Source organism: Cytobacillus sp. (assembly GCF_964223445.1).
Classification (GTDB): domain Bacteria; phylum Bacillota; class Bacilli; order Bacillales; family Cytobacillaceae; genus Cytobacillus.
In genome coordinates, this window is the sequence record NZ_CAXQGS010000127.1 from 53,972 (window position 1) to 72,887 (window position 18,916).

Annotated in this window: 18 protein-coding genes; 4 read left to right on the forward strand and 14 right to left on the reverse strand. The window is 40.8% G+C overall.

The window, feature by feature from the left end; translation table 11 throughout:
• Window positions 1–4: 4 nt before the first annotated feature.
• From ACEQ1T_RS21565 to ACEQ1T_RS21585, 5 genes are all read right to left on the reverse strand, one after another.
• Window positions 5–961, reverse strand: coding sequence for an ABC transporter permease (locus ACEQ1T_RS21565; RefSeq protein WP_206845519.1), 957 nt, complete (start codon window positions 959–961; stop codon window positions 5–7).
• Entirely contained in the window at window positions 961–1,893 is a 933-nt protein-coding gene (locus ACEQ1T_RS21570) for an ABC transporter permease (RefSeq protein WP_206845521.1), read from the reverse strand. The genes ACEQ1T_RS21565 and ACEQ1T_RS21570 overlap by 1 nt, the downstream gene beginning before the upstream one ends.
• Before the next feature lie 13 nt (window positions 1,894–1,906).
• Complete coding sequence (locus ACEQ1T_RS21575; RefSeq protein WP_370224692.1) at window positions 1,907–2,731, reverse strand: M55 family metallopeptidase; 825 nt, start codon at window positions 2,729–2,731, stop codon at window positions 1,907–1,909.
• A gap of 178 nt (window positions 2,732–2,909) precedes the next feature.
• Window positions 2,910–3,227: a DUF3870 domain-containing protein gene (locus ACEQ1T_RS21580; RefSeq protein ID WP_206845526.1), complete on the reverse strand. Its 318-nt coding sequence runs from the start codon at window positions 3,225–3,227 to the stop codon at window positions 2,910–2,912.
• A 180-nt stretch (window positions 3,228–3,407) separates the two neighbouring features.
• The gene (locus ACEQ1T_RS21585; RefSeq protein WP_370224693.1) at window positions 3,408–4,610 is read right to left on the reverse strand and encodes a DHHA1 domain-containing protein; all 1,203 of its coding nucleotides are present in this window, start codon (window positions 4,608–4,610) and stop codon (window positions 3,408–3,410) included.
• Window positions 4,611–4,790: 180 nt separating this feature from the next.
• Between ACEQ1T_RS21585 and ACEQ1T_RS21590 the strand changes: the two genes are divergently transcribed.
• Entirely contained in the window at window positions 4,791–5,564 is a 774-nt protein-coding gene (locus tag ACEQ1T_RS21590; RefSeq protein WP_370224694.1) for a general stress protein, read from the forward strand.
• A 197-nt stretch (window positions 5,565–5,761) separates the two neighbouring features.
• Window positions 5,762–6,451 (forward strand): hypothetical protein, encoded by a 690-nt coding sequence (locus ACEQ1T_RS21595; protein ID WP_206845535.1) that lies wholly within the window; start codon window positions 5,762–5,764, stop codon window positions 6,449–6,451.
• Window positions 6,452–6,496: 45 nt separating this feature from the next.
• Here ACEQ1T_RS21595 and ACEQ1T_RS21600 read toward each other — a convergent pair whose 3' ends face one another.
• Both ACEQ1T_RS21600 and ACEQ1T_RS21605 read right to left on the reverse strand, forming a co-directional pair.
• Complete coding sequence (locus ACEQ1T_RS21600; RefSeq protein WP_206845537.1) at window positions 6,497–6,637, reverse strand: BA3454 family stress response protein; 141 nt, start codon at window positions 6,635–6,637, stop codon at window positions 6,497–6,499.
• 65 nt (window positions 6,638–6,702) lie between these two features.
• Complete coding sequence (locus ACEQ1T_RS21605; protein ID WP_206845540.1) at window positions 6,703–7,269, reverse strand: hypothetical protein; 567 nt, start codon at window positions 7,267–7,269, stop codon at window positions 6,703–6,705.
• A gap of 189 nt (window positions 7,270–7,458) precedes the next feature.
• Here ACEQ1T_RS21605 and ACEQ1T_RS21610 point away from each other — a divergent pair, with 189 nt between their 5' ends.
• A complete protein-coding gene (locus ACEQ1T_RS21610) occupies window positions 7,459–8,682 on the forward strand; it encodes an MFS transporter (RefSeq protein ID WP_206845542.1) in 1,224 nt (407 codons plus the stop codon).
• A 335-nt stretch (window positions 8,683–9,017) separates the two neighbouring features.
• Here ACEQ1T_RS21610 and ACEQ1T_RS21615 read toward each other — a convergent pair whose 3' ends face one another.
• A complete protein-coding gene (locus ACEQ1T_RS21615) occupies window positions 9,018–12,101 on the reverse strand; it encodes an efflux RND transporter permease subunit (RefSeq protein ID WP_370224696.1) in 3,084 nt (1,027 codons plus the stop codon).
• A 94-nt stretch (window positions 12,102–12,195) separates the two neighbouring features.
• On the opposite strand from ACEQ1T_RS21615, the gene ACEQ1T_RS21620 reads away from it, so the two are divergent.
• On the forward strand, window positions 12,196–13,032 hold the full coding sequence (locus tag ACEQ1T_RS21620; RefSeq protein ID WP_206845544.1) for a TetR/AcrR family transcriptional regulator: 837 nt from the start codon (window positions 12,196–12,198) through the stop codon (window positions 13,030–13,032).
• 65 nt (window positions 13,033–13,097) lie between these two features.
• Here ACEQ1T_RS21620 and ACEQ1T_RS21625 read toward each other — a convergent pair whose 3' ends face one another.
• The 6 genes from ACEQ1T_RS21625 to ACEQ1T_RS21650 all read right to left on the reverse strand — a co-directional run bounded on the left by ACEQ1T_RS21625 (window position 13,098) and on the right by ACEQ1T_RS21650 (window position 18,500).
• The gene (locus ACEQ1T_RS21625; protein WP_206845545.1) at window positions 13,098–13,736 is read right to left on the reverse strand and encodes an O-methyltransferase; all 639 of its coding nucleotides are present in this window, start codon (window positions 13,734–13,736) and stop codon (window positions 13,098–13,100) included.
• 130 nt (window positions 13,737–13,866) lie between these two features.
• Window positions 13,867–14,904 (reverse strand): siderophore ABC transporter substrate-binding protein, encoded by a 1,038-nt coding sequence (locus ACEQ1T_RS21630; protein WP_206845546.1) that lies wholly within the window; start codon window positions 14,902–14,904, stop codon window positions 13,867–13,869.
• A gap of 210 nt (window positions 14,905–15,114) precedes the next feature.
• Window positions 15,115–15,882 carry an ABC transporter ATP-binding protein gene (locus ACEQ1T_RS21635; RefSeq protein ID WP_206845547.1) on the reverse strand — a complete coding sequence of 256 codons (768 nt, stop codon included), beginning with the start codon at window positions 15,880–15,882 and terminating at the stop codon, window positions 15,115–15,117.
• A complete protein-coding gene (locus tag ACEQ1T_RS21640; protein ID WP_206845549.1) occupies window positions 15,879–16,832 on the reverse strand; it encodes an iron chelate uptake ABC transporter family permease subunit in 954 nt (317 codons plus the stop codon). Before ACEQ1T_RS21640 ends, ACEQ1T_RS21635 begins: the two co-directional genes overlap by 4 nt.
• The gene (locus tag ACEQ1T_RS21645) at window positions 16,822–17,775 is read right to left on the reverse strand and encodes an ABC transporter permease (RefSeq protein ID WP_206845551.1); all 954 of its coding nucleotides are present in this window, start codon (window positions 17,773–17,775) and stop codon (window positions 16,822–16,824) included. Before ACEQ1T_RS21645 ends, ACEQ1T_RS21640 begins: the two co-directional genes overlap by 11 nt.
• A gap of 335 nt (window positions 17,776–18,110) precedes the next feature.
• Entirely contained in the window at window positions 18,111–18,500 is a 390-nt protein-coding gene (locus tag ACEQ1T_RS21650; RefSeq protein ID WP_206845553.1) for a ribbon-helix-helix protein, CopG family, read from the reverse strand.
• Between the last annotated feature and the right edge of the window lie 416 nt (window positions 18,501–18,916).

The following is an 18,916-nucleotide window of genomic DNA, read 5'->3' on the forward strand; positions in this document are numbered from 1 at the left end:
GCTGCTACCTCCTTAACTTCGGATCGAGGGCATCCTGCAATCCATCTCCGAGCACATTAAATGAAAACATGGTCAGGGAGATGAAAAAGGCAGGGAAGAACAGGCGCCACCAGTGACCTGATAGGATTGTAGACAGCCCATCATTAGCCATGGATCCCCAGCTGGCAAAAGGAGGCTGAATGCCTAATCCCAGAAAGCTCAGGAACGCCTCTGCAAAGATGGCTGACGGAACGGTAAGTGTCATCTGTACAATAATAGGGCCCATTGTATTCGGCAGCAGGTTTTTCTTAATAATCCTCGAAGTTTTTGTCCCAAAAGTCTTTGATGCCAGTACAAATTCATAGTTCTTAATCTGCAGAACCTGCCCGCGGACAATCCGGGCCATCCCAACCCAGCCCGTCACAGAAAGGGCAAATATAATCGTGAATAAACCTGGTCCCATTACGACGCTGATTAAAATAACAACAAGCAAATAAGGAAGTCCATATAGAATTTCCACAACCCTCATCATGGCATTATCTGTTCTGCCGCCTTTATAGCCGGCGATACCGCCATAGATGACTCCGATTGCAAAATCAATCATGGCAGCAACGATTCCCACGAATAAGGAAATTCTTGCCCCATACCATGTTCTGGCGAATACATCTCTGCCAAGCTCGTCAGTGCCGAACCAATATTTCGATGATGGCGGAAGGTTCTGATTGGTCAGAGACTGCTCAGATACACTATGCAGAGAAATCATCGGTCCAAAAATAGACATAAAGGCTAAAGCAATAAGAAAGAATAGACCTGCCATTGCCAGCTTATTTTTCAAGAGCCGGCGCCATGCATCCTGCCAATAGGAAAGGCTCGGCCTTACAACTGCTTCCGCTGCATCCTGGTCCTTGGCCTTAGGCACAAACCAATCATCCGGAATATCGGGTGCAAGATTGCGGTCATCATGCTGTTTTCGCAGTTCCATTAGCTCGCCTCCTTTTTGTGCAGCTTAATTCTCGGGTCTAAAATTCCGTATGCAATGTCCACAAGGAACAGCATAATAATCAATATTGAACTGTAAAAAACGGTGGTTCCCATTATGACGGGATAATCACGTGTATTGATGCTTTCTACAAAATACTTTCCCATTCCAGGAATGGCAAAGATTTTTTCAATGACAAACGTACCTGTCAAAATGCTCGCTGCCAAGGATCCCAGTACAGTTACGACAGGCAGAAGGGCATTCCTCAGTGCATGCTTAAACACAATTTTCACCGGTGATAAGCCTTTTGCTTTGGCTGTTTTTATGTAATCCTGAGTCAGCACCTCCAGCATGCTTGAACGTGTCAGACGGGCGATAATCGCCATGGGCCCGGTCGCAAGCGCCAGAGTCGGCAGGATCATATGCTTCGGACTTGACCAGGTAGCCACCGGCAGGATTGCCAGGTTGACAGCAAGCTGCTGAATTAACAGTGTGGCAAGCACAAAGTTTGGCACTGATATGCCCAGAACAGCAATGGTCATCGCTAAATAATCAATAAAGCCATTGTGCCGGAGGGCAGCTATGATTCCGAGGGCAATTCCCGAAAAAACTGCCACGATCAATGTGACCATTCCCAGTTCGAAAGACACCGGAAAACCCCGTCCGAGCATTTCATTAACCGTCTGGGAAGATTTTTTAATAGATGGCCCAAAGTCGAATGTCACAACGGACTTCAAATACATCCCATATTGGACATAGAGCGGCTCATCCAAATGGTAGAATTTTTCCAGATTCCGCTGGACCGCTTCACTTGTATTTCTTTCTTCATTAAAAGGCGACCCCGGTATGGAATGCATTAAGAAAAAAGTCAGAGTGATAATGAACCAAAGTGTGACGACCATTGCGATAAGGCGTTTTATTATGTATCCAGTCATTCATTAACACTTCCTAACAGAATGTAGTTCTCATGGCCAGCTCAGTCATCACCAGCATCGCCTGGTATGCTTCAAGAATATCTTTAGCCTGATAGCGGACAATGGTTGTATTCTCTTCTATCTCCGCACCAGGCATTAAAGCAGCCCACTCAGCCTGGCCATAGTTGGCAAATTCAATTTTCAATACAGGGTTTTCTGGCGGAACAAGCGGTTCTACAAGTTCCTTCCTGCTAAGAGCCTCTGCTGCTTTTTCTCTTAAAAGCTGTCCGGCTTTTGCAGGTGTCAGCGATTTCACGCTTGAACGGGATATCGTCTCCTTTACAACCGCAGTGGTGACATTCGGAATTAATTTTTCTGCTTCCAGAGCCGCCTGGTCATCTCCGGCCACCATAAGGACCGGTACGCCATGATAACCTGCCACATAAGCATTAAAGCCCATTTCCCCAATGGCATGGTCATTGATGTACATATGCCTAACACCGAATATCATAGAGTGGGACATCACTCCCTTCATGGAAGCACGTGCATGATAACCAACAAACATGGCACCGCTAAAGGTTGAGTCAAGCCCCTGAACCATTGAGTATGGCTTCACATCGCCCGTAATCAGCTGTGTTTCAGGATGCATCCTTTCAATCAGCAGGTTATTCATTTTCGAGTGGCTGTCATTTACAATAACCTCGCTGCAGCCCTCATCAAAGGCAGCTGTTACCACATGATTTGCTTCATCAGTCATGATTACCCTGCTTCGTTCATAATTGTGCTTCGAAGAGTCTACATGTGTGTGATCAGCCAAACCCGTTATTCCTTCCATATCAACAGATAGATAAAGCTTCATTTGAATCCCCCAAATATTATATTGTTATAGTTTTATATTATAGATTATTTGATATTTTCTGTAAAATTTACCTCCAATCTGCCTTATACAGGCAGAATGCAAAAAATCCAGCTATCGGAGAAAATAATGCTCTTCTCTGATAGCTGGATTTCATCTGCGGAAAACAGAAAAAGCAGCTTTACTTATTCATAATTTGTGTATATTTTATATGGGCATTTTTAAAGGCAACCATTAGCGCCTTTTGCGAGGAGCCGAAGTAGCGGCTTTCGATTTCTTCCATTACCTTGTCTGCTTCCAGTATGGATTTGCCGACAAATATAGATTTAATAAATAATGAGGTTAAGTTAATGGTAGATGAGCATTCTGCATCTACAATTTCATCTGTGTCCCTGTCAATTACAAGACCTATAAAGAAGCCATTGTATTTTTGCATAATCGGATTGTTCAATGATGTTTTGCTGTCTCCGATGATATAGACGGTATTTTGTCTGTACATGAACTTGCCTCCTGCAGAACCGGATATTATATGAGGCGTTTATGAGGCTATCATAAACATTCATTATAATGCATGGCCCGTACCAAAATTGTAATACAACAGAGGCTCTATTACAATCACTTTTCAATACTTTTCTAAATATTTTATCAATTAAAGCTGTTCCTTTTAAATTTTACTTAATTAGTTTTCAGTGCTGCTTTGCCCGGCAAGTCTCAATGCATACTGCAGGAGGTCCTCCCCGCTCATAAGCTTGTCTCCCCCACCCTGTGCAAATTGAGGGTTCCCCCCGCCTTTGCCATTAATTTTCTGCAGAAGTTCTGCGGAAAGGCTCTTCATATCAGGCCCGGAATCCTTTCCTCTGGCACATACAAATTGGAGCTTATCAGCGGTTTCATTGATTAGGATAGCAACTGCATTTTCAGATTGGGAGGCGATTAGGCGCGCCAGTTTCTGCAGCTCCTGAATGGAGCGTCCCTCAGAGACTTTGCTGATCCACTCTCCGTTCCCTGTTGTGAACATTTCTTTTGCTTCATAAGCTAACAGTGCTTCCTTTGCTGCTTCCAGTTGTTTCTCCAGGTCCTTTCCATTTTCAATCAAACGGCTGGCCGCTGACGGCAAGTCCTTTTCAGGTGCATTAAGAAGCTGGCTAAGATTTTTGGTAATCTCATGTTTGGTCTGAAGCTGCGCAAGGATCCGGCCCCCACAGATAAACTGCACACGGATTTTCTTTTTTTGGCGTTCCCAGTCTAATACTTTAATGCCTGCAACCTGGCCGGTTGAAGATGGATGGGTTCCGCCGCATCCGTTATAATCAAATTCCGGAATCATCACAAGCCGAATGTCTTCACTTACAGACAGCTGCTTGCGAAGGGGAAATTGGGAAGCTTCTTCCGCACTCACCCACCTGGCTTCAATTTGACGGTTCTCAAGGATGATGCTATTTGCCAGCCTCTCCGCTTCCTCTGCATGCTGGACCCGCAATTCACTGATTTCCAGGTCAATGGTTAATGTTTCTTTGCCTAAATGAAAGCTGACCGTTTTATAGCCGTAAAGCTCTTCAAAGGCAGCCGATAATATATGCTGTCCTGCATGCTGCTGCATATGGTCAAACCGTCTGTTCCAATCAATTTCTCCTGATACACTGGACCTGGACGGGTCTAGCTCCCTTTCTATATAGTGACGGATTTCCCCATCCACCTCGTCGACATCCACTACTTTTACGCCATTTAGTGTTCCCTCATCATGTGGCTGTCCTCCGCCAGTTGGATAAAAGGCCGTTTCTTTCAGGACGGCATATATCCTTTCCATGTCATCTGCTGCCTGATATACAAGTTCCGTTTCAAATGTTTGGATATATGGGTCTTCATAATAAAGTTTATTCAAAGCGAACCAACCTTCCTTGTGACTATTCTATTTTTAAACTACCGATTATGCAGTTACAGGTCAAGCCACTTATTAGTCAAGGGTAAATTATTAGTAATTTTATCCACGCGGTTTATGGCTGTGATGAAAAAGGTATGTACACCAATAGATAAGCAATAAATTATAAGGAGGATGATGAACATGGCAACAAACAAGCATATTGTAGGTGCATATGATACAGAGCAGGAAGCTATACAAGCGGTTGAAAAGTTAAGAGCGGAGGGATACCGTCCTGAAGACATTTCCGTAATCAGCAAAAATAAAGATGATGTAGATGCCGTTACAGAAGAAACAGGCACAAAAACGGAAGAAGGATTAGCTGCCGGAGCGGCAACAGGCGGAATTCTGGGAGGACTAACAGGTCTTCTGGCCGGTGTAGGCGCATTGGCGATTCCCGGAATCGGGCCGATTGTGGCAGCAGGACCAATCGCTGCTACATTAACAGGCGCTGCTGTTGGCGCAGGAGCCGGCGGTATAGCAGGAGCACTTATCGGCATGGGCATTCCTGAAGAGGAAGCACATCGTTATGAAGCTGATGTCAAATCAGGGAAAATCCTTGTGTTAGTTGACCCTGAGACTAAGTCCGCAGATTTTACTGACGGCTATACAGATACAAACCGTTCTGTTCTAGAAGGAGACAGGACAACCTATACAAACGCTGATCCTTTAAATCCCGGAGAGCTTGACCGCGGAACGAATGCTTTTAAGGATAACACCAGAAACAGCAGCAGTGTTTGGACAGATGAGAACCTGGACTCAAACCGTCCGCTTAGCGAAAAGCTTGACGAGACGAAAACAGATGACTATACAGACCGTACTGTTTCTGCCTACAACGATGATGTGGATACCCGCTACAGAGATGCTTATGATTTTAATAACGTAAGGGAGAACCGCAATAACCCTTATAAAGGATAAAGAAATTGGAGCTTTTCCCAAGAAAGGGATGAGCTCCTTTTTTGCGTACATATAGATAATGGCAGCAGCTCTCACATTTCAATACTGGATTTGGATTGAATAAATTCCAGATTTTTCAGGTTTGTCCGAATTATTTTCAAAGTTATACTTAAATGTAATGGAATGGAAAAACAGAAATCTAGCGGGGGGAAATGATAATGAGAAGAGTGTTGCCAGCACAAATTATTTCTCATAGTCAATTTGGTTACAAAAAGATACCATCAAGTGTCCAATGCGAGTGCCCTAAATGCAGTAAACCGAGCCTTTTTACGATAAAGGCAAATTATAATCATACAAGCAAGTCCAGCATACTTTCGCATGGAAGTTGTTCTGCCTGCAAAAAGGAATCCGTTTTTATCATGATTCTTAACCAAGCTGAACAATCCAGTGACGAGACTATTCTCTATATCTATGATCCCAATTCAGCGAAAGAGCTCCTGACTCAGCTTGAGAAAATAAAGGAAGTGCCGGGAGACCTGACAAGAGCCTACCGATCGGCTTTAAATGTCAGCTACTCCAAAGATACGGTTGCTACTGCCGTGATGTCCAAACGGGTACTTGAAAGCATACTGAAGAACTTCCTCGGCGAGGAGGTCAAGGGGCAAAACCTTTCAAAGCAGTTTGAACAGCTGCCAGAGCATGTTGATTTAGCAAGGCCTCTGCAGTCTTTAAGCCAGCTGGCACAGCCAGGCAGCGCTTTTTACCAGATGCTTGATCTTGAAAAGGATATTGATCAGGAAATGGCTTCTCTGCTGATGGAGCTTTTAGAAAGTTTAATAGAGTACTTATTTGTCCTGCCGAATAAAATTGAATTGCTGCAGCAAAAACTTAATCAAAAACTGCACTAACCCCACAATTAACCCCCTTATCTTTTCTGATTAAGGGGGTTAATTTTATTCTAAATTATTCAGCTGTTTCCTGATCTGGTCTTCTGCCTGCTTTAAAATTTCTTCGTCGCCGGCTTCTTTATTTGTAAGGATATTCGTTTGATATTTTAAACCTTCATAGTCAACAGTTACTGTAATTTCTTTCATCTCTCTTGATCCTTTCCTGATGTTTTATTATATAAATACCAACAAAAGGACGATTTAAAACTTCACTATGCTGGTTTCACATACTCTTCGAAAATACTTGCCAGCCTTTCCTTCATTTCCTCTTCCGTTACAACTAGGCTATGGCTGCCCATTTTTGTTTTAAGAATAAGTTCAAAGCCTTCATTTACTTCTTGAGAAAAACCATAGTATTTATGATCCAGATCGATTTTTTTGAAATGGAAGGATTGCAGCTTATTCCATGGAATAAACTTGCTTCCGCTTATAAAGCCGTCATCATAGACTGCAAATACATTCAGCAGATCCCTGGCATTGATTAGAGGGATAAACAGCAGATAGAGATACGTCCAGCTGAATTTCATATTATATTTTCCGAATATAAACATAGCGATTAGAAAAACCAGCATGACAGCATACATCGTTAGTCCCAGCTTATTTTTTGAGATAACAGGTGCATCTGCAGATTTCTGGGGGAATTTCCTTACGGTTTTCAGGTCCGTCTTGTCAAAAGGAATAAGGGCTGTTTTCTTCTTCATTTTCGTTATTAAAATGATGTAATGATAGCTGTAATAGATAACAATTAACAGAAATAGAACCTCGAAAATTAATTTCATCAAACCCGCCTCCTTAATAATCTTTACGTTTAACCAAAAGAAAAAGTTTCATCTCTATAAGAAATGTCAAATTTATGATTGTGAAAACAAACTAATTCGAATATAATCTAATTAGATGATTATCTAATTATTTTTTTTGTTAGTAAATTAGACATATATCGAATTAACACTCACTGAGGTGCGGAAAAAATGACGAATTGGACTGTATGGAAACAGGAAAAAAATTATCAAAAGCTCTTTTGGGCTGGCGTCATTAATGGAATCGGTAATCGATTCACACAGGTAGCGCTGCTTGCCCTGCTATACCACGTAACAGGTTCCGGAGTGGCGATCGGGCTGTTATTCGCCATTCGCATGGCACCTTTTTTCTTTATTGCGCCAATAGGCGGAATGCTCGCAGACCGTTTTTCCAAAAAAACCATTCTGGTGACAGTAGACTTGTTGAGAGTGCCTGCGGTCCTGGGGCTGCTTTTCGTAGGGGAAGCAGGGGATTTATGGATTGTTTACGCAAGTGCATTCCTCATCTCAATGGGAGAAGCGATCTACTCCCCGGCCAGGATGTCTGCGATACCTGCTCTTGTAAAATCAGATAGACTCATATATGTGAACGCGATTGAACAAATCATGATCGGAGCCGTCCTCATTATTGGTTCAAGCACCGGAGGAATCCTTGCCTACTTTCTGGGAAACAATGCTGCTTTCATGCTTAACGGTCTTACCTTCCTGTTATCGGCATATCTAATCTCAAGGATGGTTTTTCCGGCTGTTTCTGAGGAAAATAGGAAAAAAACGAAAACATCCGCTTCGGTTTCACCAGCGAGACTTATTCTTGGCTCTTCTGCACTGATTGCCTTTTTTATCATGATGCTGACCATGCCGCTCGCCAATGGAATTGACAATATTCTTGTAAGCATTTATGGGCTGGAAGTTTTTAATATGGGAGAATTGGGCGTTGGGTTTATGTATGGCGCATTGGGGATTGGGCTCATTCTAAGTTCATTTTTTTCTCATATCATCAAGAAGGGCCTCCTGATACTCGCGATTCTCTTTATTGCTTTAGAAGGCACTGGCCATATTTTATTAAGCCTCGCACCAAGCTTTTATGCAGCACTTTTCACCGTTGTGCTGATCACCTTTGCGGGCGGCCTTGGCAACATATGCCTGGACACGGTCATGATGAAATTTATACCCCGATCCAAACAGGGAACCTTTTTTGGTTTAATGCAGATGGTTTCAAACCTTTCACTGGCTATCTCCATGGGCACAGCAGGATTCCTGCTGGAGATTTTTGCTCCGAGGACTCTTAGCCTGATTATTGGCGTATCGTATCTTATTTTTACTATTATGTATGCACTTCTGTTTGCAAGAGTGGATCTTGTAAAAGAAAAGAGGGAGTTCATTAGGGGTATTTAAGATTTTGTTAAGTGTCTGAGTAATGTTTGCACTATGATCTGGCTGGAAAGCTGATGTAACGCGAAGTGACCGATATAGTAGGAACCTGACCGATAACTATGGTGAGGTGACCGATAAAATAAAAATCTGACCGATATCCATGGTGAGGTGACCGATAAAAAGGAAAATTGACCGATATCCTCGCACATGATATGAAAATATTAAATATTGGCAGTAAAAGACAGCCCAAATTCAATGAAAAATTTAATCCCAACTAAAATCGCAGAAAAGAATAATTATAGCCCCTTAAAAGACGGAAAAGCCCTGCAGACTATTATATCCTGCAGGGCTTCCTTTTAGTTTTCTTCGATTTCTCTGCGGTTCTTCTTAAACATTTTAGATAATACTTCGTACACGATTGGCACAATGATAAGAGTCAATAGCGTCGAACTTGTCAGACCCCCGATAACGGTAATGGCAAGACCTTTAGAGATTAGCCCTCCGCCTCCAGAGCCGATAGCCAATGGAATTAATGCACCAATTGTAGCAATGGCTGTCATCAGGATTGGGCGAAGTCGGGTTGCTCCCGCTTCCAGCACCGCTTCCCTCATGACCAGACCGTCACGTTCCATATGGATGATCCTGTCAACCAGAACGATGGCATTGGTTACGACAATACCAATTAGCATTAATAGTCCCATCATGACCGATACAGAAATGGTTTCACCGGCAATTAATAAGCCAACGAAAGAACCAATAACGGCAAATGGAAGGGAGAAGAGAATCGCAAATGGCGCCACTCCTTCACGGAATGTAACGACCAGAATGAAGTACACAATCGCGATGGCTGCAAGCATCGCAGCGCCAAGCTGTGTGAACGTCTCGGTCATATCTGCCTGAACACCCGCAACTCCGACTGTTACACCCTTAGGCAGATCCAATTCATCAATTGCTTCATCTGTTTTAGAAGTAGCCTTTGTGATGTCATCACCTTTTACCGTACCTGACACAGTTGCGTAGTACTCGCCTTTACTGCGGGCAAGCGTATTATGAGTTGTACCTTCTTTCACTGTGACAAGCTCAGAAAGAGGCATAGTTGTACCCATTGCTGTCGGCACCTGTGTTGCCAGGATATCATCAATGGATTTCGGCTGTTCCGCCTGCTCCTGCTGGACAATGACTTCAAGCGTCTCACCGTCTTTTTCAATCGTTGTCAGAACATCCTTGGTGTTTGACGGATTCAGCATCATGACAATTTGTCCGGCTGTCAGACCGTACTGCAGCAGTTCATCCTGCTCAACATTGAAGGTATATTCAACAAAGGCGTCTTCTGCACTTGAAGAAACGTCCTCCAATTCTTCATTTTCCTTCATTACGTCTTCTACCATTTTGACAGAGTCATTCAGTTTATCTAAATCTTCACTGTAGAATGTGTAGCTGACTTCATTGGTTGAACCGGACATAGATGAGAAGTTCTGGCTCTTCCATTCACCTGATTGTCCGATATTAAACACATAATCTTCAATTTCTTTACGGACTTCAGGAAAATTATCCATTTCAGGGTCAAAGATCAGGTACATTAAGGCTCCGCCTGCTCCTCCGCCCATCATGGCAGCCATTTGATCCGCTTCTTCGGTTACAGATATTTGAACGATGTCAATATCATCACGCTTCAGCATCTCTTCTTCTACTGCTTCAACGTTCTTTAAAGTTTCATCTTTAAGTTCTCCAGCTTCAGGCGTGTAAGTTAGATACATTACTTTATCTTCTTCACTGCCCATAAAGCTGAATCCGATCATTGGTGTCAGAGCTAAGCTTCCCGCCAGCAATACAACCGCAATGATGGAGGTAATAATCTTATGATTAAGAGACTTCTCAAGAATGCCTTTATACCATTTTGATAGCTTTCCAGCTTCTTTATGGCTGCCTTCCGTTTTTTCGCTGTACAATTTCTTTCTAAACAGGAAGTGAGACAGCGCTGGAACGATTGTAATGGCCACAAGGAGTGAAGCGCCAAGTGCAAACGTCATCGTCAAAGCGAATGGCATAAACAGCTCGCCGACCATGCCTCCTACAAAAATGAGCGGTGCAAATACGGCAACCGTTACTAATGTTGAGGAAAGAATTGGCTTGAACATCTCTATCGTAGCTTCACGAATAAGTGCCCGCCCTGTTAGTTTTTCTTCTTTTAAATGCAGGCGGCGGTAAATATTTTCAACCACAACGATAGAGTCATCGATCACACGGCCGATAGCAACCGTGATGGCTCCAAGCGTCATAATATTCAAGGTAATATTCATCCAGTTCAGCAGCAGCAAAGCCATGAAAATCGAAACTGGAATAGATACGATTGAGATAATCGTGGATTTAAAATCACGCAGGAACAGCAAAATAATCAAGACTGCAATCAGCCCGCCAAACACGGCTTTTTCAATCATGGTTGAAACAGACTCTTCAATCGGCTTGCCCTGATCAAGTGAAAGATCTATAACAAGGCCCTCGACCTTTTCTTTTTCTTCCTTGATTAATTCCTTGACGCTGTTGACAACTTCAACGGTGTTTGCCTGCTGTTCTTTCACAATTTGGATCGCAATGGCATCATCACCATTTGTACGGGAAACGGATTGCACTCTGCCGACAGTATCAACCTCGGCAATGTCACTCAGCTTCACAAAAGGTGACTGGTTTTGTGCGGTTGGTGTTACCGGGATGAGCATGTTCTTTAATTCATCCTCGGTCATGAACTTGCCGTCTACTGCGACAGCCTGCTCTCCTTCCTCAAACTCGTAAAGTCCCAATGATACAGCCATGTTGCTCGCCTGGATCATTTCCTTTACTTTATCTTCGGTCAGCTCAAGCTCAGCCAGTTTTTCTTCGTTGTATGTGAGCTGCACCTCTTCCACATGCTGACCAGTGATGGTCGCTGATGCTACACCCTCAATTTTCTCAATTTTTGGCAGTATGATATCTTCTACAGTTGAGGTTAACTCAATAATATCCTCTGATTTACTGCTTACGCTCAGTGCAGCAACCGGCATCATATTCATGCTGATGGCCGTGATGGAAGGTTCCTGTGCTCCTTCCGGAAGCTCCACTGCATCAAGAGCTGATTGGAGAGCGCGCTTGGCTTCGTCCATATCAATACCATATTCATATTCCACTTGGATATTTGACATGTTAGAATATGAATTTGAGTAAACTGATTTAACATTTTCAAGGCCTTCTACGGCTTTTTCAATTGGGATGGACACATCTTCCATCACTTTTTCAGGAGTCGCCCCCGGATATACGTCCATTACCATTAAGTAAGGAATTGAGACATCCGGAATGGTCTCCATATTCATTCGTGTACCTGAATAGATGCCAGATACCGTGATAATAATTGTTAACAGCCAGACTGCAAGTTTATTCTGCAGGACAAAATTCACTAAACCTTTCACTTGTGCACCTACCCTTAATTGACTTGTTAGACTCAATTACATATAATAATGACTGATTGGTCATTTGTCAATCAAAAAGGAGTGACACCATTACATGAACAAAAAGCAATTAATTATGGAAAGCGCACTTGAACTCTTTGCGAAGCAAGGATTTGAAGCTACCTCTGTACAGCAGATCACAGAGCACTCCGGTATATCCAAAGGAGCTTTCTACTTATCATTCAAATCAAAAGATGAATTGATCATGGCTTTGATTGATCATTTTATGGAGCAATTCATTTCAGATATTGACCACATAGTCAAAGACCCGAATAACAATGGTGAAGAGCTTTTAGTGAAGTTTTTTTACACAACATTCCACTCCTTTCAAAAGCATTCAGACTTCGCCAAAATTTTCATTAAAGAACAGGCGCATACATTCAACGAAGAACTGATATCAAAAGGGCGTCACTTTGACCAATTAATCGATGACATCACCCTTTCCATGCTTGATCAGTTATACGGAAAGACTGTCCAGCATACAAAATACGATTTAATCTATTGCATCAAAGGCTTTATGCATGTGTACTCTCATTTATTTTTATTTTTCAATGTTCCTTTGGATCTGGACCTTCTGTGCCGATCACTTGCGGAGAAGACAGAACTTCTTGCCAAGCATTCGACTATCCCGTTTATAAACGATGAGCTATACGAGATGTTCAGGAAGACGGGACATGAAGAGATGACTCACGGACAAATAATTGAAATTATGGAGCAAAAAATTGAGGAATTAGAAGACTCGATTGAAAAAGAATCCCTCATCCTGCTAAAGCAGGATGTGCAGGAGCGCAGCCTGAATCCTGCTATCGTAAAAGGGCTGATTACAAATATCAGAAACAACCCTCATTGCAGATGGATTGCTTATCTGCTTTTCCATTACTATGAGGTTTAAACAATAAAAGGCAGAATGCATTTAGCAAGCATCCTGCTTTTTGTGTATTGTGTTAATATATTTTTTTATTTTTTTACTTTTGAAACAGTCAGCCCATCACCAATAGGAATAAGCACAGATTCCAATTGAGGATGGCTGGCCACTGTTTCATTAAATTTTTTCATAAATTCAGTATGACGTTCAGGTTCAGCACTCTCGTCTGCTACAGTGCCTCTGGCCAGTACATTATCACAAACAATTAATGCTCCATTTTCCGCTAGTCTGATGCAATAATTCAGATAGTTTTCGTAATTTTCTTTATCTGCATCGATAAAGAAAAAATCAAATTGTCTATTATCGCTAACAAGCTGTTCGAGACTTTGCAAAGCTGGTCCGATTAAATATGATACTTGACTGCCAAAACCAGCTTTAACTAGATTACTATTTGCTATATTTGCGTAGCTCTCCACCAGCTCAAGTGAAGTTAATTTTCCTGCCATATCGAATCCCCTGGCTAAACAAATTCCGCTATATCCTCCAAGCGCCCCGATCTCAAGGACATTTTTTGCCCCTGACATCGATACTAGCAGCGTGAGAAGCTTACCAGTAGAAGGAGATACAGAAATGGATCGCATACCATTCTCTTTTATGGAAAGAAGAACTTCCTCTAAAATATCATCCTGGCTATAAAAAACTGAATCGATATATCTGTTAATTTGTTTCATTCTCCTGCCCCTTTATTAGAAATTGATTATTTTTTCTTTCTCTTCTTTGGAATCTATCATTAAATTTCAATAATAAGGGACTGCCAAAGGGTCAGTTTTCACTGACATTCTGGACAGCCCCTTTCATAAATTATTTCAACTCAGCTAAAACTTCTTCAATTTTAGCAAGCTCGGATTGTAAACCGCCTCCACTTAGATACCATAGTGGTCCATCTAAGTAAACGATTTTTTCATTTTTAAAAGCATCTGTTTTCTTAATGATATCATTTTCCATATCATCTTCAATATTAGAGTCGCCTCCAACAGCTGCTGTACGGTCAATTACAAATAGCACTTGTGGATTAAATTCCAGGATGGCTTCAAAACCGAAGTTAGAACCGTGAGAAGAAGACTCGATATCTTCTGTTACAGGCTTGAATCCATAAATGTCATAAATGTAGCCGAAACGGGAATTTGCTGCAAAACCAGATAATTTACCTTCATTGTACATTGTTACTAAAGAGGTTTCGTAGTTTCCAGCTAAAGCTTTGATTTCTTCTAAAGCTGAATCAAATTTTGCCGTGTATTCTTCGGCTTCCGCTTCTTTACCAAACATTTTCGCCGCTAGATCTACAGAAGATTGGAATGTGTTCCAGTAGTCATCCTGAGAAGTACCAACAAACACGACAGGAGCGATTTCTTTTAATTCTTCATAGAAAGCTGACTGACGCCCAGAGATAAAGATAACATCCGGATCCATTTCAGCGATATCTTCAAGTAAAGGTTCCTTTAATCCACCAACGCTTTTATACTCATCAGAAGCGTATTTTTCAAGGTGAGCAGGCAGGGTAGAATCTTTTGCAACCCCAACAATTCCTTCAACACCTAGAGCATCTAATGTATCTAAGAACCCATAATCGAATACGGCAATTTTTTCTGGCATCTTTTCAAATTCTACATCTTCAAAATTAGTTGTACCACCCTCACTGCCTTCTGTTGAAGCAACCGTCGGAGAAACAGTCATTGGATATGCAGGGCTTCCTTCTGTTTCAGCTGCACTCGTTTCTTCAGATTGGCCTTCAGCTGCAGCTTTATCAGTTGGTTCTTCTTTTGAAGCTTCTTCGTTAGATCCACATGCGGCAAGCAATAATACCATAGCTGCTACCATCGCCAAAAATAGTTTTTTCATCTTTCTTAACTCTCCCTTATTATTTATTTATTGATATTGATTATCATTATCAACTATGATGATAATTATTATCGAATAATCTTTATTAGTCAATAACTTTTTGTGAACTTTTTTAAATTATCTTCCAATTTTTCAAATATCTTACACGCAATAAGCTGATCCCTGAAGAAATACGATAGATTTCTCCAGGGTTTTTTATTACTTCAATGTTTATGTATGCGAATTAAAATAGACACAGATCCTGCAGCCATTCTGTTCTTGAATTGGAATATCCATATCATAGATTTCACGAAGCACATCAGAATTTATGATTTCATGGGTCGGCCCATTTTTCATCAGCCTGCCATTTTTTAACGCTACAATGCGATCAGAATAAACAGATGCAAAATTTATGTCATGCAAAACAATGACAACCGTCTTTCCTAGTTCATCAACTAATTTGCGCAAAATTTTCATAATTTGAACAGAATGCTTCATATCCAGGTTATTTAAAGGCTCATCCAGCAGGATATAATCCGTATCCTGCGCGATGACCATTGCTATAAATGCCCGTTGCTTTTGACCACCTGATAGTTCATCTAAATATTTGTCTTGCATATCAGCCAAATTCATGTATTCAATGGCTTGATCAACAAAATTTTCGTCCTCAGCTGTTAAACGCCCTCTTGAATAGGGATAACGCCCAAATGATACAAGCTCACGCACCGTTAATCTCACATTAAGGTAATTGGCTTGTTTCAATATGGATACTCTCTTTGCAAAGTCCGAAGACTTCCACTTTCTCACATTATTCTGATCGAGCAATACTTCACCTGTATCTGCTTCCAATAAACGGCTTACCATAGAAAGAAGTGTTGATTTACCAGCACCATTCGGTCCAATAAAAGAGGTTATGGCTCCCGGCTCAATTGTGACCGTAACATCCTCTACAACAGGCTTTTTACCAAATTGCTTTGTTAATCCTTTGATTTCAATCATCCTGCTGCCCTACTTTCCTTAAGTAATAGATAAATAAAGTAAATACCACCGATAAAATTAATAATGACACTTAATGTTGTACGCAATTCAAAAATATGCTCCACAAGGAAATTTCCGCCAACCAATGCAATAATACTGATTAAACTGGCTCCCAATATATGAATAGAGTGCTTATACGTCACAAGATATTGATAAGAAAGGTTTGCAACGATTAATCCAAAGAATGTAATTGGACCAACTAGTGCTGTAGATGTGGCAATTAAAACAGACGATAAAATTAAAATTCTCATAACCATACCGTCATAATTAATGCCTAGATTCATCGCATTTTCGCGGCCCAGTGACATAACATCCAGTTTATCCATAATAAGGTATCCATAAAAGAATGCAAGGAACAGGATGCCAATTGAAATAAATAATAACTCCGCTTTTACGTTTGTAAAGGTCGCGAATAAACGACTTTGAAGGCTTAAATATTCGACTGGATCAATCAATACTTGCAGAAATGTAACAAAGCTTCCCAGGAGTGTTCCTATAATCATCCCTATTAATAGAAGAAAATATATTGGGTGCTTATCAGCTCTGAATAAAAATCGATATAAAATCAAGGCAAAGACGACCATGGCAAAAATGGCTGCACCAAAGTTTAAGTATTTATTTAACACCCACACTGACATTGATCCTGCAAAGAAGTAGATTAATGTCTGTACTACTTGATACATAGAATCAAGGCCCATGATAGAAGGTGTTAAAATACGATTATGTGTAATTGTCTGGAACACAATTGTGGAATAAGCAATCGCAATACCTGTTATAATCATCGCTGTAACTCGGAGCATACGCTTTGGAAAAGCATAATCAAAGCCGCCTTTAATATCATAAAAGCCATATAGCAAAACAAACACAATGGCAATAGCTGCTAATATTATCAGTTTTGTACTATTTCGCATATGCTCTCCCCCTAAGCAGCATCGTTAAGAAGATTGCACTGCCAATCACTGCCACTGTTACATTAACTGGAATTTCATATGGATGAATAATGATGCGTCCTAGAATGTCACATATTAATAAGAAGACAACCCCTAACACCGCTGTGTGCGGAATCGTTTTGCGCAAGTTATCACCCAAATAAAGAGATACAATATTTGGCACAATCAGACCTAAAAATGGAATAACCCCTACAGTAAGGACAACCGTGGTCGAAATAATCGCAACAAGAATCAGGCCAATATTTAGTACCATCTTATAACTTAAACCTAGATTTCTCGCAAAATCTTCACCCATTCCTGCTACTGTAAATTTATTCGCATATAGATACGCTAAAATAATAGCCGGAATACTAACATACAAAAGCTCATAACGGCCAGCAATAATCAAAGTGAAACTTCCCATAAGCCAAGAAGATATATTTTGCAGAAGATCTGCTTCATATCCAAAGAAGGTTGTAATGGAAGATAAAATATTTCCATACATAATTCCAACTAATGGAACAAAAATAACATCTTTAAATTTTATACGATCTAAGATCTGCATAAAAAGAAATGTACCTGCTAAAGCAAAGGCAAAACTAAAAATAACTTGCTGTGTATAGGTTACATTCGTAAAAAACAGCATGGAAATTAAAATACCCAGCTTTGCTGCATCCAATGTTCCAGCCGTAGTTGGTGATACAAACTTATTTCGGCTTAAAGATTGCATAATTAAACCGGCAATACTCATCCCTGCCCCCGCTAATATAATCGCCAATAGCCGTGGAATGCGGCTAATAAGGAAGATATGTGTTTCATCTGATTCCCAATTAAGCAGATCCTTAGGCGTTATATCTATTGCACCGATAAACAGTGAGATAAAAGACAGAACGATGGCTGCAATTCCTAACATCCATAATCTCATTAATAACCCTCATAACATGTTTATTATCAATTCAACAACTGAAAAGACCTTTATTCCAATTAAAGGAGTAGAAGTAAATCTTTAAATCTACTTTAAATATAATGATAATCATTATCATCAAAAAGCAAAAAAAAGAACCTTGATATGTATAGCTTTTTCGTTTATTGAAAATGATTATCAACTTACTAACACAATTAATGTATCACAAAAAATATTAAAAGAAAAGAGGCAGATTGTAAATTCCGGTAATTGTCTAAATTTATTTTCACTTTAATAAGGGAACTTAAACTAAAAGAAGATTCAAACCAAAAAGTTGAATCCCCCATTTTTTGCTTCTATAGTGTTTTAATTAGAACACGAATAGCTTCAGATACGTCAATCTGATTCTCCTGGCAGTGATTGGTGAGCTGCCGATATGTTTCCTCATCCAGCCTTACATGAACAGTGTGCAAATATTTTTCAGAATCTAGCTTTTTCGGCCTTCCTCTTGTAACTTTTCTTTTGCCGCTCCCGTCTTTCCAGACATTTATGATGACATATCCGTGTTTTTGAAGCCAAAGATCACAATCATACTCTTTCCACATGGTTTTGGCTCTTTGCAGAAATTCAAGCTTGAATTTCTCCAGCTCATCTCCTTGAAGTCCCTTCATGACCGCTTTTTCCATCGCCTTATGCTCGTTAAATTGGAGAAATTGGTCGTAAGATTTGAATGTTAATTCTTTCATTTTTCCGCTCCCATAATCTATTATCTTTCTATAAAAATCATACCCTTTAAGAAAACAGTTGTAAATCCTGACTGAATCCGTCAATTCCTTCATTTTTACACTGACTGCAAAGTTTTCACAGCTTAAACGAATGCTAAATTATGCCTGTCTTATTTATAATAATCTTTTTAAAAAAAAGCTCTTTTCGTGTAAATTGTTGTTTTTCGCCTATTAATGTTGTCCGTTGATTTCCGCTCCAGGCTGCTCGCTTTCCGCGGGGCGGGCGGTGAGCCTCCTCGACGCTGCGCGTCTGCGGGGTCTCACCTGTCCCGCTACTCCCGCAGGACTTTGAATAAGCATCCTCGAATAAGCATCCTCGAATAAGCAACCGCACGAAGGAAATGCGCCAGCATTTTCGAGGATCTCGCACCTTCCGC

What these genes read in the sequence shown, in the direction of transcription:
- ACEQ1T_RS21580 (WP_206845526.1), bottom strand. Translation starts at nt 3,227, where the DNA reads ATGTACAGACAAAATACCGTCTATATCATCGGAGACAGCAAAACATCA.
- ACEQ1T_RS21610 (WP_206845542.1), top strand. Translation starts at nt 7,459, where the DNA reads ATGACGAATTGGACTGTATGGAAACAGGAAAAAAATTATCAAAAGCTC.
- ACEQ1T_RS21565 (WP_206845519.1), bottom strand. Translation starts at nt 961, where the DNA reads ATGGAACTGCGAAAACAGCATGATGACCGCAATCTTGCACCCGATATT.
- ACEQ1T_RS21635 (WP_206845547.1), bottom strand. Translation starts at nt 15,882, where the DNA reads ATGATTGAAATCAAAGGATTAACAAAGCAATTTGGTAAAAAGCCTGTT.
- ACEQ1T_RS21575 (WP_370224692.1), bottom strand. Translation starts at nt 2,731, where the DNA reads ATGAAGCTTTATCTATCTGTTGATATGGAAGGAATAACGGGTTTGGCT.
- ACEQ1T_RS21590 (WP_370224694.1), top strand. Translation starts at nt 4,791, where the DNA reads ATGGCAACAAACAAGCATATTGTAGGTGCATATGATACAGAGCAGGAA.
- ACEQ1T_RS21570 (WP_206845521.1), bottom strand. Translation starts at nt 1,893, where the DNA reads ATGACTGGATACATAATAAAACGCCTTATCGCAATGGTCGTCACACTT.
- ACEQ1T_RS21605 (WP_206845540.1), bottom strand. Translation starts at nt 7,269, where the DNA reads ATGAAATTAATTTTCGAGGTTCTATTTCTGTTAATTGTTATCTATTAC.
- ACEQ1T_RS21600 (WP_206845537.1), bottom strand. Translation starts at nt 6,637, where the DNA reads ATGAAAGAAATTACAGTAACTGTTGACTATGAAGGTTTAAAATATCAA.
- ACEQ1T_RS21630 (WP_206845546.1), bottom strand. Translation starts at nt 14,904, where the DNA reads ATGAAAAAACTATTTTTGGCGATGGTAGCAGCTATGGTATTATTGCTT.
- ACEQ1T_RS21645 (WP_206845551.1), bottom strand. Translation starts at nt 17,775, where the DNA reads ATGAGATTATGGATGTTAGGAATTGCAGCCATCGTTCTGTCTTTTATC.
- ACEQ1T_RS21625 (WP_206845545.1), bottom strand. Translation starts at nt 13,736, where the DNA reads ATGAAACAAATTAACAGATATATCGATTCAGTTTTTTATAGCCAGGAT.
- ACEQ1T_RS21595 (WP_206845535.1), top strand. Translation starts at nt 5,762, where the DNA reads ATGAGAAGAGTGTTGCCAGCACAAATTATTTCTCATAGTCAATTTGGT.
- ACEQ1T_RS21620 (WP_206845544.1), top strand. Translation starts at nt 12,196, where the DNA reads ATGAACAAAAAGCAATTAATTATGGAAAGCGCACTTGAACTCTTTGCG.
- ACEQ1T_RS21650 (WP_206845553.1), bottom strand. Translation starts at nt 18,500, where the DNA reads ATGAAAGAATTAACATTCAAATCTTACGACCAATTTCTCCAATTTAAC.
- ACEQ1T_RS21640 (WP_206845549.1), bottom strand. Translation starts at nt 16,832, where the DNA reads ATGCGAAATAGTACAAAACTGATAATATTAGCAGCTATTGCCATTGTG.